Annotated in this window: 9 protein-coding genes and 1 rRNA gene; 8 read left to right on the top strand and 2 right to left on the bottom strand. The window is 45.9% G+C overall.

Annotated elements, in window-relative coordinates; translation table 11 throughout:
- Positions 1–8: 8 nt before the first annotated feature.
- Positions 9–725, bottom strand: a complete 717-nt coding sequence (locus tag EHT87_RS18570; protein WP_310587563.1) for a ComF family protein — start codon at positions 723–725, stop codon at positions 9–11.
- 132 nt (positions 726–857) lie between these two features.
- On the opposite strand from EHT87_RS18570, the gene EHT87_RS18565 reads away from it, so the two are divergent.
- The 6 genes from EHT87_RS18565 to EHT87_RS18540 all read left to right on the top strand — a co-directional run bounded on the left by EHT87_RS18565 (position 858) and on the right by EHT87_RS18540 (position 11,698).
- On the top strand, positions 858–1,244 hold the full coding sequence (locus EHT87_RS18565; protein ID WP_124908169.1) for a hypothetical protein: 387 nt from the start codon (positions 858–860) through the stop codon (positions 1,242–1,244).
- 112 nt (positions 1,245–1,356) lie between these two features.
- The gene (locus EHT87_RS18560; RefSeq protein WP_185716323.1) at positions 1,357–4,842 is read left to right on the top strand and encodes a DUF4175 family protein; all 3,486 of its coding nucleotides are present in this window, start codon (positions 1,357–1,359) and stop codon (positions 4,840–4,842) included.
- A 181-nt stretch (positions 4,843–5,023) separates the two neighbouring features.
- On the top strand, positions 5,024–6,886 hold the full coding sequence (gene mnmG, locus EHT87_RS18555) for a tRNA uridine-5-carboxymethylaminomethyl(34) synthesis enzyme MnmG (RefSeq protein ID WP_124908168.1): 1,863 nt from the start codon (positions 5,024–5,026) through the stop codon (positions 6,884–6,886).
- Positions 6,887–6,888: 2 nt separating this feature from the next.
- Entirely contained in the window at positions 6,889–7,779 is an 891-nt protein-coding gene (locus EHT87_RS18550) for a class I SAM-dependent methyltransferase (RefSeq protein ID WP_124908167.1), read from the top strand.
- Between the two features lie 56 nt (positions 7,780–7,835).
- A complete protein-coding gene (locus tag EHT87_RS18545; protein WP_124908166.1) occupies positions 7,836–9,443 on the top strand; it encodes an Ig-like domain-containing domain in 1,608 nt (535 codons plus the stop codon).
- 452 nt (positions 9,444–9,895) lie between these two features.
- The gene (locus EHT87_RS18540) at positions 9,896–11,698 is read left to right on the top strand and encodes a tetratricopeptide repeat protein (protein ID WP_124908165.1); all 1,803 of its coding nucleotides are present in this window, start codon (positions 9,896–9,898) and stop codon (positions 11,696–11,698) included.
- 38 nt (positions 11,699–11,736) lie between these two features.
- Here EHT87_RS18540 and thrC read toward each other — a convergent pair whose 3' ends face one another.
- On the bottom strand, positions 11,737–13,041 hold the full coding sequence (gene thrC, locus EHT87_RS18535; RefSeq protein ID WP_124908164.1) for a threonine synthase: 1,305 nt from the start codon (positions 13,039–13,041) through the stop codon (positions 11,737–11,739).
- A gap of 158 nt (positions 13,042–13,199) precedes the next feature.
- Here thrC and pruA point away from each other — a divergent pair, with 158 nt between their 5' ends.
- A complete protein-coding gene (gene pruA / locus EHT87_RS18530) occupies positions 13,200–14,831 on the top strand; it encodes an L-glutamate gamma-semialdehyde dehydrogenase (RefSeq protein ID WP_124908163.1) in 1,632 nt (543 codons plus the stop codon).
- Between the two features lie 247 nt (positions 14,832–15,078).
- Positions 15,079–15,201, top strand: a 16S ribosomal RNA gene (locus tag EHT87_RS18525); the annotation flags it as partial.

The raw sequence follows: 15,201 nt of genomic DNA, 5'->3' as shown, positions 1-15,201 counted from the left end.
CCATCCGATCATCGGGTGGCCGCTAGTGTTATAATACCAACAGATCGGCTGTTTGAGGCCAGTAACGTGGCCGTGCAAGCTTCCAAAGTAGCTCCGGTAGTCAAGACGTCATCTACCAATAAAATCCGCTTATTTGCCACTAAATCCGGGTTTTTGACTTCGAAGACATTGCTAACATTCTGCCAGCGCTCGATTCGGTCCTTACCGGTTTGGCTAACCGTATATTGATTTCGTACCAGTGCCTGATCACTCCAAGGGATTTCAAGTGTTTCCGCTAGTCCCATCGCAAACCAGTCGCTCTGGTTGTAGCCGCGTTGCCGAAGTTTGGCCGGGTGGAGCGGTACGCCCACAATCAGGTCGATCTGCTCATGTAGCTGGCTTTCGGTTTTCAGTTGGTAACCATACCAGCGACCCAGCAAACTTCCGATGTCTTTGCGGTTGCGGTATTTCAAGGCATGAATCAGCCGTTGCGTTTTTCCCTTTTTGTTAAAGTAGAGGTAAGCATACACAAACTCCACGGGCACTTTTCCAGCAAACTTAATCTGTCCCGATGCCATCGCTTCACCCCGGTGCTGGCCGGTTTCGGGCAATTTGAGCCGACAAGCCGTGCAGATCTGTTCTTCCTGGCTCTGCAACGTGTTTCGGCACAGAAGACATGGGTTTGGGTAGAAAAGATTTAGCAGCTCCCGAAAGCCGCCGGTAACTAGTTTTCCAATGCTTTTCACGAACTTAGGTAGTTGAAAGTATTTTGATGCAACAACTCGGATAATGCGTTCCTCTTTTGCTTTACTATGTGACGAATGGGGGCGGAAAAAGTCATAAAAACGAGGACACAAAGTCCATAATCTTTATAAAAAATGATTACACAGGAAATTGAACAGGAGTGGGAGCAGGTATTGGACTATCTGGAAAAAACCGTCGGCAAACGCCCCGCGGATTTAAACAGCGTGTTGTTTCTGATTGGCGTCCAGGAATTGGGCCGTGGAACGCAGGTTTTTACGAAAGAACAAAAGCAGGATTTGATGCACATTGCGATTTGTAAAGTTTTGAGTTTTTCAGGCTACTACGAATTGATCGGAACTGATCAGGACGGCTGGCCGCATTGGAAGCTGGTGCAGAAAGTCCCGTATGTAGACTTGCTGACGCAGGAGAATTTTCTGAAACTTCACGTCATTACATATTTTAGCGAGTACCTCGATTCATCCGAAAATCAGGCGGTAGGTCCACCTGATAAAATTGTGTAACGATCTTTTTCGTTATCTAAAGGAAGTTAAGGTTCAATTGATTATCTTCAGTTAGGATCTAGAATTGTGCGTACCAGAGCAGTGTCAACCCTTTAAGATTATACCGATGCAGATGCAAGAATCCATTCAAACGCTGCTGCTGCGTATTGAAGAATACCGGAAGAAATTTTACATCAACCAGATTGCGAAAGGCGCCATTTTCTTCATTGCCTTTTCTTTGTCGATCTATTTACTGATGAATACGGCCGAATTTTTTGGCCGTTTCAGTTCGCCCGTTCGGGGTGTGTTGTTTTTTGGTTCCTTAACGGTAATGTTGCTGGCTTTGTATTATTGGGTAATTAACCCTTTGGTACATTTGTATGGCATCGGAAAATCGTTGACCAACGAAGAAGCGGCTCAACAGATTGGGCGGTTTTTCCCGGAAGTAGGGGATAAGTTGCTGAATACACTGCAACTCCGGTCACTTACCCGCCAGCAAAGCGACCTGCTCGAAGCCAGCATCAACCAGCGTTCCAAACAACTGCTGATTGTCCGGTTTGCCGACGCGATCCAGATCAATCAAAACCGTCGCTTCATCAAGTTTGCCATCATTCCGGCTTTTATCATTGGCGGCTTACTGCTGCTGTATCCGGCTTTCCTGACCAGTACTTCGAAACGGATCATCAGCTACGACCAGGAATTTGCCGAAGAAGCGCCGTTTCAGTTTCAGTTGCGCAACAAAAATCTCAAGGCATTTCGGAATGAGGATTATACACTCGAGCTACAATTGAAAGGCAATGCGTTGCCACAAGACGTCTATCTGGTTTCGAATAACACCCGTTTCAAGCTGAATAACGACGGCAAAGGGCTTTTTACGTATACATTCGATAATGTTCAGCGTGACATTCCTTTTCGTTTTGAAGCCGTCGGATTCAATTCGCCGGGGTATGAATTAACGGTTCTGGACCGCCCGGGTTTGCTTTCGTTTGATGTCAGTCTGGTTTATCCATCTTACCTCAACAAACCGTCTGAACAACTTTCGAACGTTGGCAATCTGCTGGTCCCGGAAGGAACGCAGGTTACCTGGCGGTTTTCGGCGGCCAATACGGACTCCGTAATGGTTCGGTTTGGGAATGAGCCACGCGGGCTGGTAGCCGACAAACAATCGTCCGATGAGTTCGAGTTTTCACGGGTAGTTAAAAAATCATCGACCTATTCCGTCTCACTAAAAAATAAAGTAGCCGCCAGCCGGGACAATATTCAGTATACCTTGAACGTGGTCAATGACAAGTTTCCGCAAGTTTCGCTCGAGAATTTCAAGGATACCACTTTTTACAATTACGTTATGCTGGGAGGGACCATTACGGATGACTATGGCTTTTCCAATTTGAAGGTGATGTATAAAGTGATTCGGGCGGGCCAAAATTCGCCGGATAAGTTTCTAACCCGCTCTGTTCCGTTCAACCGATCGGCAGCTACCCAGAATTTTTACTACCAGTGGGGGCTTGATAGCTTGAAAATGCAACCTGGTGACCGGCTTGAATATTTCGTTCAGGTGTGGGATAATGACGTTGTAAACGGCTATAAAAGCGCCCGTTCCACCTTTGCTCAGTTTGCCGTTCCCGACCAGGCCAAGCTGGCAGAAGCCGCTGAACAATCTTCCCAGAAAACAGAAAACCAGATTAGCAAAACGTTGACGAAAGCCCAGCAGCTGAAAAAGGATTTGAATTCGCTGGAAAACCGCCTTCAGACCAAGAAAAATCTGGATTTTCAGGACAAGAAACAGGCTGAGGATTTGCTGAAAAAGCGGGAAGAATTGATGCAGGAACTGAAAGAGTTACAGGAACAAAACAAGACTAGTAACGAACGCCAGCAGCGGTTTAACAACCAGAATCCGGAAATGCTCCAGAAATTCGAGCAGCTGCAAAAGCTCATGAACGAGCTGATGGACCCGGAAACGCAGAAGCTTTACGAAGAGCTGAAAAAGATGCTGGAGCAAAAGCAGGACGATAAAATGATCGACATGCTTGATCGGCTGAAGAATAAAGAGAAGAATTTAGAGAAAGAGCTGGAGCGCGCGCTGGAGCTTTTCAAGCAGCTTCAAATGGAACAGAAGATGGAGAATACCATCAAAGACCTGGAAAAGCAAGCCGAAAAGCAGGAGAAACTGGCGGCTGAAACTGAAAAACAGGAAGCGCAGAAAGACAAGGACGATAAGGCTCAATCGAAAAAAGACGACGAAAAATCGAAGAAAGACGAAAAGTCACAGTCGAAAAAAGAGGATACTCAGCAGTCAAAAAAGGAGGATAATGCTGATAAGAAAGACCAAAATGGCGATTCCAAGAAAGACGAAAATGCTAAAAAAGAAGATAACGCTGAGTTGAGCAAAAAGCAGGAAGAGCTTAACAAAGAGTTTGAAAAGACGCGCGAGGATTTGAAGGAGATCGAGAAAATGGCGGAAGAAATGAAAAATGCGGAAGAAAAAGATACGCATGAAGATCTTCAGCAGGAAATCAGCAACGAGCAACAGGAAAGTCAGAAGCAACTCGATCAGAAGCAAAACAGTAAAGCTTCCAAGTCGCAGAAGAATGCCGCCAAGCAAATGAAGAAGTTGAGCCAGGAATTGGAGCAGCAACAGCAGTCGGCTGAGATGGAAGAATCGCAGGAAAACATGGATGATCTTCGTGACATCCTTGAAAATCTGATTCAACTTTCATTTGATCAGGAGCGTGTCATGAAGGATTTCAAGGCGGTTTCGCTGCAAGATCCTCGCTTTGTAAAACTTGCCCAGGACCAGCTGAAGTTACAGGATGACGCGAAAATCATCGAAGACAGCTTATACGCACTGGCTAATCGGGTCCTCCAAATTCAGTCGTTTGTGACACGCGAGCTGAACAGCATGAAGGGATACATGGATGAAAGTGTCAAATATATTCGCGAACGTCGATTGAATGTTGCTACATCGAAGCAGCAGTTTGCCATGACTTCCATCAACAATCTTTCGCTAATGCTTAGTGATGTTTTCAAACAAATGCAGGAGCAAATGAGTCAAATGTCGGCTTCGGGCTCTGGAAAAGGGAAGAAAAAAGGGAAAGGCAAGAGCATGTCGATGGGGGAAATGCAAAAGCAATTGAATGAGCGGATGCAAAAACTCATGAAAGAAGGGCAGGGCGGAAAAGGGGGGCGCGGTATGTCGGAAGAGCTTTCCCGTTTGGCGGCCGAACAAGCGATGATGCGAAAAATGCTGAAAGAGCTTCAGGACGCCCAAAAAGGCACCGAATTGGGTAAGAAACTGGGTGGCGAAATGAATGACATCATGAACAAAATGGATGAGACAGAAACGGATCTGGTCAATAAAAGGGTTACGCAGAACACGATCAAACGGCAGCAGGAAATGTTGATTCGTTTATTGGAATCTGAAAAAGCCATGAAAGAGCAGGAAGAAGATTTGCAGCGTAAAGCGGAATCAGCGAAACCGGTTTTGCGGAATCCACCTCCTCAGTATGAACAATTAGTAAAAGATAAAAAAAAGCAGGTTGAATTATTGCGATCGGTTCCGCCTGATTTTTCTCCATTCTACAAAAGGGAAGTAGATTCGTATCTTAAAAAGTTAAAGTAAGTTAAGGGGCTTCGGCCCCTTTTTTTGTTTGAATCTTTTCCGGATCTACTGCGTTGATTTTAACAACCCTTATCAGTTACGCTTCTAATAATTTCTATTTTTGCATTTGTGTTTTTTCTGACGTGTTGTGAAATGTTTCCACGTGGAACATTTTTTCAAACTTTATAAAAATTGAAAATATATGTTCAACAAGTATGATGTCATTGTAGTGGGAGCTGGCCACGCTGGTTGTGAAGCTGCCGCAGCAGCAGCCACCATGGGCTCGTCCGTTTTACTAATTACAATGAACATGCAAACGATTGCTCAAATGTCATGCAATCCGGCGATGGGTGGCGTGGCAAAAGGGCAGATCGTTCGGGAAATTGATGCGCTTGGTGGACAGTCAGGAATCATTAGTGATAAATCGATGATTCAATTTCGCATGCTAAACCGGTCGAAAGGACCCGCGATGTGGAGCCCGCGTTGCCAAAGTGACCGAATGATGTTTGCAACTGAATGGCGCAAAACGCTGGAAGAAACCCCAAATCTGGATTTCTGGCAGGACATGGTAACGGAAATCGTGGTGAAAGACAAACGGGTTGTTGGTGTAAAAACCAGTATGGGAATGGAAATCCTGGCCGATTCGGTTGTACTTACAAACGGAACATTCCTGAATGGAAAAATATATATTGGTGAGAAAACATTTGGGGGAGGAAGAACGGCAGAGCGGTCGGCTACGGGTTTGACCGAACAATTAGTACAGTTAGGATTTGAAGCAGGACGAATGAAAACCGGAACTCCTCCACGAGTCGATGGCCGTAGTTTGAACTATACATTAATGGAAGAGCAGCCAGGTGATGAAGATCCCGGCAAGTTTTCTTACATGAATACGCCAGCTTTAACCAAGCAACGGCACTGCTGGATCACCTATACAAACCCGGAAGTTCATGAAATATTGAAGACCGGTTTTGAACGTTCGCCCATGTTTACGGGCAGGATCAAGGGTTTAGGCCCCCGGTATTGCCCATCCGTTGAAGATAAAATCAACCGGTTTGCCGATAAAGATCGACACCAGATTTTTGTAGAACCGGAAGGATGGGATACCGTTGAGGTATATGTGAATGGTTTTTCAACGTCTTTGCCCGAAGATGTGCAAATAAAAGCGCTGCGAAAAATACCGGGTTTTGGAAATGCCAAGATGTTTCGGCCGGGTTATGCTGTCGAGTATGACTACTTTCCACCCACGCAATTAAAGCAAACGCTGGAAACACAGTTGATCGGCGGACTCTTTTTTGCCGGTCAGATCAATGGAACAACGGGGTATGAGGAAGCCGCCTGCCAAGGTTTGATTGCCGGAATCAATGCACATAATACGGCAAAAGAACTTGAAGAATTTACGCTCAAACGGTCAGAAGCCTACATTGGCGTGCTGATCGATGATCTGATTACCAAAGGGACCGAAGAACCGTACCGAATGTTTACCTCACGTGCGGAATATCGAACCATCCTTCGGCAGGATAATGCCGACCTTCGTTTGACCGAAAAAGGGTACAAAATTGGGCTCGCTTCTCAGGAACGGTACGACTTGATGCAGACTAAACAGGAGAACGTAACGGCAATTCTTGACGAAATGAAGCAGATGCGAGTGCAGCCGGAGACGATAAACACCTTGCTTGAATCGTTGGGCAGCGCACAGATCCGGGAGAAAACATCGCCGTATTCGCTGTTGAGACGACCCGAAATTAATCGCAAAGAGCTAACGCTGCTGGGTGACAACGTTGCGAGTTACCTGAATTCATTCAATGAGGAAACCGTTGAGGAAGCCGTCATTTTGGTAAAATATGAAAGCTATATTGAGAAAGAACGCTTAATGGTTGAGCGAACGGAAAAGCTGGAAAATTTGATTATCCGACCGGATTTCGACTTTGACCGGTTGTCGGCCTTGTCGTTTGAAGGTCGTGAAAAACTGAAGCGAATCCGTCCGCAAACCATTGGCCAGGCATCGCGCATTAGTGGTGTCAGTGCTTCCGATATTTCCATTTTAATGATTTATTTAGGCCGGTAGACATGACGGTTGAGCACCTTGTAGAATGCCCGGTTTGTGGAAATCACTCCTTTTTAAACTGGATAAGCTGTAAAGATTTTTTGGTTTCCAGGAATGAATTCATCATTCAGAGCTGCGAAAAATGCGGTTTTAAAGCCACAAATCCACGACCGACAGAAGCAGAAATTGGGCAGTATTACCAATCGGAAGAATATATTTCACACAGCGATACCCGCAAAGGGATTATCAGCCAGTTGTATCATACCATCCGGGCGATCACGGTTAAGCAGAAAGTAAAGTTGATAACCGACTTATCACCACGAAAAGGCCAGTTGCTGGACATCGGTTGCGGCTCTGGCTATTTTCTGGCAGCCAGCCAGAATGCCGGGTGGAAAGTGATGGGTACGGAACCAGATGCCAGGACGCGCCAACAAGCCGTAGCACGAACGAATGTAGAGCTGGGAAAGTCGATTTTTGAGTTGGATGATACCCAGCGATTCGACGTGATCAGTTTGTGGCATGTGCTGGAACATGTCCATGAATTACCGGAAACACTGGAATGGATACGAGGTCACAGTCGTCAAAAAGGGCATTTGGTAATCGCAGTACCGAACTATCAGTCATGGGATGCACAGCACTACAAACAGTTTTGGGCTGCTTATGATGTACCCCGTCACCTGTATCATTTTTCACCGGATGTGATGAAAACGCTATTGAAACGATACGGTTTTGAATTGAAAGAACAGCGACCCATGCTCTTCGATGCGTTTTATGTGAACATGCTCAGTACTAAAAACCGGGATGGAAAGCCGGCTTATTTTGAAAGTTTTTGGAATGGAATTCGTTCTAATTGGGCAGCTTATCAGGAGGGAGGAAATTATTCAAGCTTGATTTATGTCGCCCAGGCCAATTAATAAATCATTTCTCATGCCCTGAATAAGCAATTATTCAGGGTTTTTTATTGCCAAAAATGAAACAAGCACTGGTTCTATTCGCCATTATCACCGTTTTATTGAATTCCTGTTCACAATATGCTGCTCCGATTGGCGGCAAAAAGGACACGCTGGCCCCCGTCCTGGTGGTGAGTACGCCCATCAATAAACAGAAAAATTACAAAGGTAAAACGGTCGAAGTTTTCTTCAATGAATACATCCGGGTTGAAAATCCCAACCAGAAAGTACTGATAACGCCAGAACCGGAAACGCCTTTCAAAGCTAAAATAAGACCAACCAGTCTACGGCTTACTTTTGAAAAACCGTTTAGAGATAGCACGACTTATACCTTCAATTTCACGGATGCCGTAAAAGATATTACCGAAAACAATCCGGCGCTGAGCCTCAAATTAGTATTCAGTACGGGCAACACCATCGATTCGCTGAGAGTAGGAGGGAAGGTGACCGATTTGCAAACGGGTCAGCCAACTTTGAATACAGTAGTGGGCTTGTATATTCCAAATGATACGCTCACACCAACCAAAACAAAACCGTACTATTTCACGCGCACCGACACTTCCGGCGTTTTTTTACTGGAAAATGTAAAGGACGGGCGTTACAAAGTATTCGCATTTGACGATAAAAATCTAAATTTTATCTTAAATCCAAACACGGAAAAAGCGGCATTCTTACCCGGTGATCTAAACCTGACCACCAACAATGACACGTTAAAACTTCAACTATTTTCGTTTTATAACACACCTCCGCGTTCCATCAGAACCCAGCAGCTTGTCACAACGTATACGTATGTATTTGATCGCGGTATCGAAAATTACACCATCCGTTTCAACAATCCCCAGGACAGCATTCCGTCGTATTTCAGGACGCCCAACGAGCTAACATTCTTCAATTCCAGAGCAACCACGGACACCATTCGGGTGAAGATTTCAGTAACCGATTCACTAAAGAACAAAACGGAGCTTACACAGAAATTCAAATTCAGAACGCCCACCCGACGTGAAACACCGGAAGCTGTCACGTTTACGGCCAAGCCCGCTGATAATGGAGATGTCGATCGGAAAATGGAAGTTGTGCTCCAGTTCTCGAAACCCATAAAAACCCTAACAACCGATTCATTACAAATCTTGAGTGACAGCACAAACCGGTTGCCATTAAGCCCGGAAGACTACCGCTGGGAAGACAATCAAACCCGGTTTATCTTGACTAAAACCACCAATGCCCGCAACAACATTTTCATCCGATTGGGCAAGGGGGCTTTCATTAGCGTTCTCAATGATTCCACCAAAGCCGGGGAGCTCAATTACTTCATCCGGGATCCGGAGAAATATGGTGTTCTGACGGGCCGGATAAATACCCCGGCGAAACAGTTCATTGTGGAGTTGCTGGATGAAAATTTTAAACTCGTTGATAAACAAATAAACAACCCGTCTTACCGTTTCGTTAACATAAAACCGGGTCGATACCGGCTCCGTGTAATCATCGATGAAAACGGAAATGGTCGATGGGACAGCGGTAATCTGATCGAAAACCGGTTGCCGGAGCCTATCCACTTCTTCACCAGAAACAAAGGCATTATCTTAATAAAGCAAAACTTTGATGTCAGTCAGGATATTGACGCCTTTTGAAAGGTCAATGTGAAATTAAAAAAACACAAATATTCGGTGGAAAAGTCCGTGGAAAAGTGGGTTAACCCTGTGGACAAGATGTGAAGGGGTACAAAAATTGCTGTGGACAACCCATTCGACAGTGTGGATAAGAAAATACCCACATGTGGAAAGTGTACAACTCGATTATTTTCCACAACTTATTCTTTCATTCATCAACACGTGGAAATGTTTGTTTCTTATCTTGTGGAAATGTGCTTAAGTCTGCCCGGTATTTTAAAGTAAAAATGTGGATAAGTAAAATTTGATCTGATTATTAGCTAGTTGCATGTGGATAAGCATAAAATAAGTGTGGATAATTAATTTCCGTTATCCACAGGTTTCAATAGTAAATGTGAATAACAAACTTGTCCACATATCCACAGCCAACAATCCTTTAAATCCTTTTATTCTTTAATTAATAAAAAAAGAAAATGAAGAAGATAGCAGGAGTACTGTTTATGCTGCTAGTAGTTGGCTCGTTAAGTGGGTTTGCTCAGGAAGGAGCCGATCTGGCCGACGAATATTTCAAAAAAGGCGAGTTTGAAAAAGCATATACCATTTACCAGAAGTTGATGAAAACCGGGGTAAGTAAACCCACCATCAGCCGGTATGTGGAAAGTGCAGTAAGGCTGAATAAAATTCCCGATGCCGAAAAGGTGCTTCGGCGGTTAGTGAAGTCAGATGACAAAAATCCGTATGTGCTTTTGCAAGCGGGCCTTCTGGAAGAAAGCCGGAGTGATTCGGCTAAAGCAGAAGTTTACTTTAACCGAGCTATGGCCGTTGCTGGAAGCACGGTTAACGGATTGCCGGAACTGGCGCAGGATTTTGCCGAACGGAATAAACAGAATTGGGCCATTAAAGCTCTGAAGAAAGGACGCGAACAAAGTCGGGAGCCGCTGGCCTATGCCGGCGAGCTGGCGCGCTTGTATGGGGCTGTGGGGCAGAAGGAAAACATGATCGACGAATTGTTGCACTGGGGCCTGATACCGGGCAATCGGGACAATGTGCAGGCTATTTTGCAGGACAACCTGAAAGACGCCGATCAGAAGATGCTGGAAACCGTTCTGTATAAGAAAGTGCAGGAAAATCCGAACGAGATGTTTTATACCGAGATGCTCGTCTGGTACTTAACGCAAAAGAAAGAGTTTTATAAAGCATTCATTCAGGAACGGGCGCTCGACAAACGCTTAAAATTGACCGGTGTGCGCGTTTATGATCTGGGTGCGGTTGCACTCCAGAATAAAGATTATAAGAACGCAGCGGCCATGTTTGAGTACGTAGCGAAGGAATATCCGCAGGGGCAGCTCTATCCCTTCGCCCGGCGGCTCGTAATCAAGGCCCGGGAGGAGCAGGTGAAAAACACGTATCCGGTGGATAACCTGGAAATCCGCAAGCTAATCGCCGATTACCAGAAAATGTTTCAGGAGCTGGGGAAAAATAACCGGACCCTCGAAGCACTCAGAAGTACCGCCAGCCTTTACGCTTTTTACCTCGATGAAAAAGATACGGCAATTACAATCCTGCAACTGGCCACCGAAATCAGCAAAAACGAGAAGAGTTTTATCGATCGCTGCAAGCTGGATATGGGCGATATTTACCTTCTGAAAGGGGAGCCCTGGGAAGCTACCTTGCTGTATTCACAAGTTGAAAAATCGCAGAAAGAAGAGTTGCTGGGCTACGAAGCCAAGTTGCGGAATGCCCGGTTGCACTATTACAAAGGCGAATTTGAGCTGTCGAAAGATGTGCTGGACATTCTTAAACAGGCTACCAGTCGCGAAATTGCCAACGATGCCGGGGCCCTGAGTTTGCTCATCATGGATAATACCGGTATGGATAGTACCGAAACGGCCATGAAGGAGTATGCGTCGATTGAACTGATGTTGTTCCAGAACAAAGTGGATTCGGCAGCGCTTGAGTTGAATCGGATGTATGCCAAATACAAGGATCACAGCCTGGCTGACAATATTCTGTGGCTACGGGCTACTACGCTGATCAAGCAGAATAAAATCGATGAAGCGTTACAGGATCTGGAAAAAATATCGGCCAACTACGGCGAGGACGTTTTAGGAGACGATGCGCTATTCCTGACCGCAAAAACGTACGAAGAAAATAAGCAGGATAAACCGAAAGCCATGGAGCTGTATAACCAGCTTTTGCAGAAGTATCCGGGCAGCATTTTTGGCGCTGAAGCCCGAAAGCGGTTTCGGGCCCTGCGGGGAGATACAATCAATTAATCAAAAAGACCCGCCAAATCGCGGGTCTTTTTGATTTTTCAGGCGGTTTGCAAAAGAAAATCCTTGAACTCTGCAAAATCAGCCTTCATTTTAAAACTGTGTTTGGGTCGATTCATCAATTCTTCCAGAGCCGCCGGAATTTCCACAGGCGTGTGGATAACTGACTCAACGAGTTCTTTGAATTTGGCCGGATGCGCCGTAGCCAGCGTTATTCCACACACATCGGGGTTGGTTTGTTGATAACTCTGCAAGCCCAGATAGCCAACGGCTGTGTGTGGGCACATGACGTAGTGGAATTGTTGATAAACCTCAGCCATTGCTTGCCTTGTCTGCGCGTCATCAAAAAAGTAGCCGGATAAAACCTGCTTCAGCGTGTCAAAATTATCGTCGAATAAGTGAACCAGCCGCACAAAGTTGCTGGGACTACCGACGTCCATGGCGTTTGAAATTGTTTCAACCGACGGTTTGGGAGAATAAATACCGGTCTGTAGGTACTGCGGAACCACATAGTTCAGGTTCGTCGACGCAATGAATTGGTGAACGGGTAACCCCATTTTATAGGCCAGTGCACCGGCGCTCAAATTTCCGAAATTGCCACTGGGAGTCGAAAAAACGACCGGTTTTCCAAGATGCTTCACTTGCCCATAGGCCCGAACGTAATAAAAACTTTGCGGAATCAGACGGAAAATATTAATCGAATTCGCCGAAGCCAGACTAAACTGTTGGTTCAACTCAAAATCCGTAAAGGCGGTTTTTACCAGCGCCTGACAATCGTCAAACGAACCATCTACTTCGATGGCCGTAATATTCTGGCCCAGCGTGGTCAGCTGCTTTTCCTGCAACTCACTGACGCGGCCCGTCGGATACAAAATGGTAACTTTAATACCGGGAACACCTAGGAAGCCCATCGCCACCGCCCCACCCGTATCGCCGGAAGTGGCCACCAGAATATGCACTTCCCGATTCGATTGTTCCAGATAATACCCCATCATGGCCGCCATATACCGCGCGCCCACATCCTTGAAAGCCAGCGAAGGACCATGAAATAATTCCAGAACATGTGTCTTTCCGTCTTCGAGCGCCACCACTGGTGTGTCGAACGGAAACGCGTGATGAATCAGATCGTCTAATTTATGCGCTGGAATGGAATCCTTGAAAAGAGCCGAACTGATTTGAAATCCAATATCGGCCAGCGAGCCGCCAGCAATGGAATTAAAAAAATCCGCCCCCATGAAAGGGATCGTCTCCGGCATATAAAGGCCCCGGTCTGCTGGCAAACTTCGGAGCAAGGCTTCTTCCATCGAAACCCGGACAGAAGGATTATTTGTACTGTAAAACCTCATGGTAAGTCGCTAAAAAATTGGCGCAAGTTACGAAACCCCAAACCGTTAACCGAACAAATGAATCGACAAATGACAAAAACTAGGTCACAAACCGCTGGGAACCTAAATCAGTTACTTTCAATTATCTATTTTAGCAAGCTTCAAAAATCAACAAACGTATGTCAGTAGGCTTTTTTCAGGTTCCTATTCCACAAAATGAACCGGTTAAAGAGTATCGTCCCGGTTCCGACGAGCGCGCAAAATTAAAAGCGGCTCTTGCTGAAGCATCTTCGAAAACCCTTGATATTCCCATGTATATCGGTGCCGAAGAGGTCCGGACCGAGATTCAGAAGGAATTGGTAGCCCCACACAATCGGCACCAGATTTTGGGTTATTTCCACGAAGGAGATCAGTCGCATGTCGAGCAGGCAATTACAGCCGCCCTGAATGCGAAAGAGGAGTGGGCCAATCTGCCGTGGGAACACCGCGCCAGCATTTTTCTCAAAGCTGCGGAATTGTTAGCGGGTCCATACCGGTATAAAATCAATGCCGCAACGATGCTGGGCCAGTCGAAAAATGCCTATCAGGCCGAGATTGATTCGGCCTGTGAACTGATTGATTTTTTGCGGTTTAACGTGCATTACGCAACGGAAATCTACAGCCAGCAGCCGAAGTCGTCGGCCGGCGTCTGGAACCGGCTGGAATACCGCCCGCTGGAGGGATTTGTCTTTGCACTGACGCCTTTCAATTTTACGGCCATTGCCGGTAATCTGCCCACGGCACCCGCCTTGTTAGGAAATACCGTGGTCTGGAAACCCGCCTACCAGCAAATCTATTCCGCGCAAGTGATTATGGAAGTGCTCAAAGAAGCCGGATTGCCGGATGGCGTTATCAATTTGATTTATGTCGATGGGCCGTTGGCTGGAGGAGTGATTTTTAAACACCCTGATTTTGCGGGCATTCACTTTACGGGAAGTACCGGCGTTTTTCAACAAATCTGGAAAACGATCGGAGAGAATATCCATTTATATAAATCATACCCGCGAATTGTGGGTGAAACCGGCGGAAAAGACTTTGTTTTAGTCCACGAAACGGCCGATCCGAAAACCGTAGCCACGGCGCTAGTACGGGGGGCATTCGAATACCAGGGCCAGAAATGTTCCGCAGCGTCTCGGGCTTATATTCCGTCGACCCTGTGGGATCAAATTCGGGAATATATCGTGGCCGATCTGCAGGCCATCAGGATGGGCAGTGTGGAGGACTTCCAAAATTTCGTCAACGCCGTCATTGATGAAAAGGCGTTCGATAAAATCAGTAAGTATATCGCCAATGCGAAAGCTGATCCAGCGGTTGAGCTGATTGCCGGTGGCAACGTGGACAAAACCAACGGTTTTTTTGTGGAACCAACGGTATTGGTCGCGGCCAATCCACTATATGTAACGATGTGCGAAGAGATATTTGGTCCGGTTTTGACTATTTATATCTATCATCCCGATAATTTTGAACAAACCATTGAGTTAGTCGACCAGACATCCCCTTATGCATTGACGGGAGCATTCTTTGCCAAAGATCGCTATGCCATTGATTTGGTAACGAGAAAGCTGTCGAATGCCGCCGGTAATTTCTACATCAATGACAAGCCAACGGGAGCTGTAGTTGGTCAACAGCCTTTTGGAGGAGCCCGGGCGTCGGGTACGAACGACAAAGCCGGCTCCTTGTTGAACTTGCTTCGGTGGGTATCTGCCCGCACCATCAAGGAGACATTAGTTCCTCCAACCGACTTCCGTTATCCTTTTTTAGAGAGCGAATAGCTCTTAAACTGAGTAATACGGAGATTGAATTGTACCCAATAAAGAATATCAAGATAAATAAAGTTTTTTCAAAAAAGGACTTGCGCTAAGCTATACAAAGCCGTATCTTTGCAGTCCCAAATAGATAGTACGGCTGGACGGAAGCGTTCAGCACCAGTTTTCCAAGCGAGGAAAACACGTTCTTTGACAACTTGACCAAGTAAGTAAGAAGTAAGGATTCTGCGTAAAGTATAAGTACAAATCATTTACAATGGAGAGTTTGATCCTGGCTCAGGATGAACGCTAGCGGCAGGCCTAATACATGCAAGTCGAACGGATACCTTCGGGTATTAGTGGCGTACGGGTGCGTAACGCGTAAACAATCTACCTT

The organism is Larkinella knui, from assembly GCF_003858645.1.
GTDB lineage: Bacteria > Bacteroidota > Bacteroidia > Cytophagales > Spirosomataceae > Larkinella > Larkinella knui.
The sequence above is the reverse complement of the archived record's forward strand: the minus strand, read 5'-3'. Positions and strand labels throughout refer to the sequence as shown.

What these genes read in the sequence shown, in the direction of transcription:
- pruA (WP_124908163.1), top strand. Translation starts at nt 13,200, where the DNA reads ATGTCAGTAGGCTTTTTTCAGGTTCCTATTCCACAAAATGAACCGGTT.
- EHT87_RS18540 (WP_124908165.1), top strand. Translation starts at nt 9,896, where the DNA reads ATGAAGAAGATAGCAGGAGTACTGTTTATGCTGCTAGTAGTTGGCTCG.
- EHT87_RS18560 (WP_185716323.1), top strand. Translation starts at nt 1,357, where the DNA reads ATGCAAGAATCCATTCAAACGCTGCTGCTGCGTATTGAAGAATACCGG.
- EHT87_RS18565 (WP_124908169.1), top strand. Translation starts at nt 858, where the DNA reads ATGATTACACAGGAAATTGAACAGGAGTGGGAGCAGGTATTGGACTAT.
- EHT87_RS18550 (WP_124908167.1), top strand. Translation starts at nt 6,889, where the DNA reads ATGACGGTTGAGCACCTTGTAGAATGCCCGGTTTGTGGAAATCACTCC.
- thrC (WP_124908164.1), bottom strand. Translation starts at nt 13,041, where the DNA reads ATGAGGTTTTACAGTACAAATAATCCTTCTGTCCGGGTTTCGATGGAA.
- EHT87_RS18545 (WP_124908166.1), top strand. Translation starts at nt 7,836, where the DNA reads ATGAAACAAGCACTGGTTCTATTCGCCATTATCACCGTTTTATTGAAT.
- mnmG (WP_124908168.1), top strand. Translation starts at nt 5,024, where the DNA reads ATGTTCAACAAGTATGATGTCATTGTAGTGGGAGCTGGCCACGCTGGT.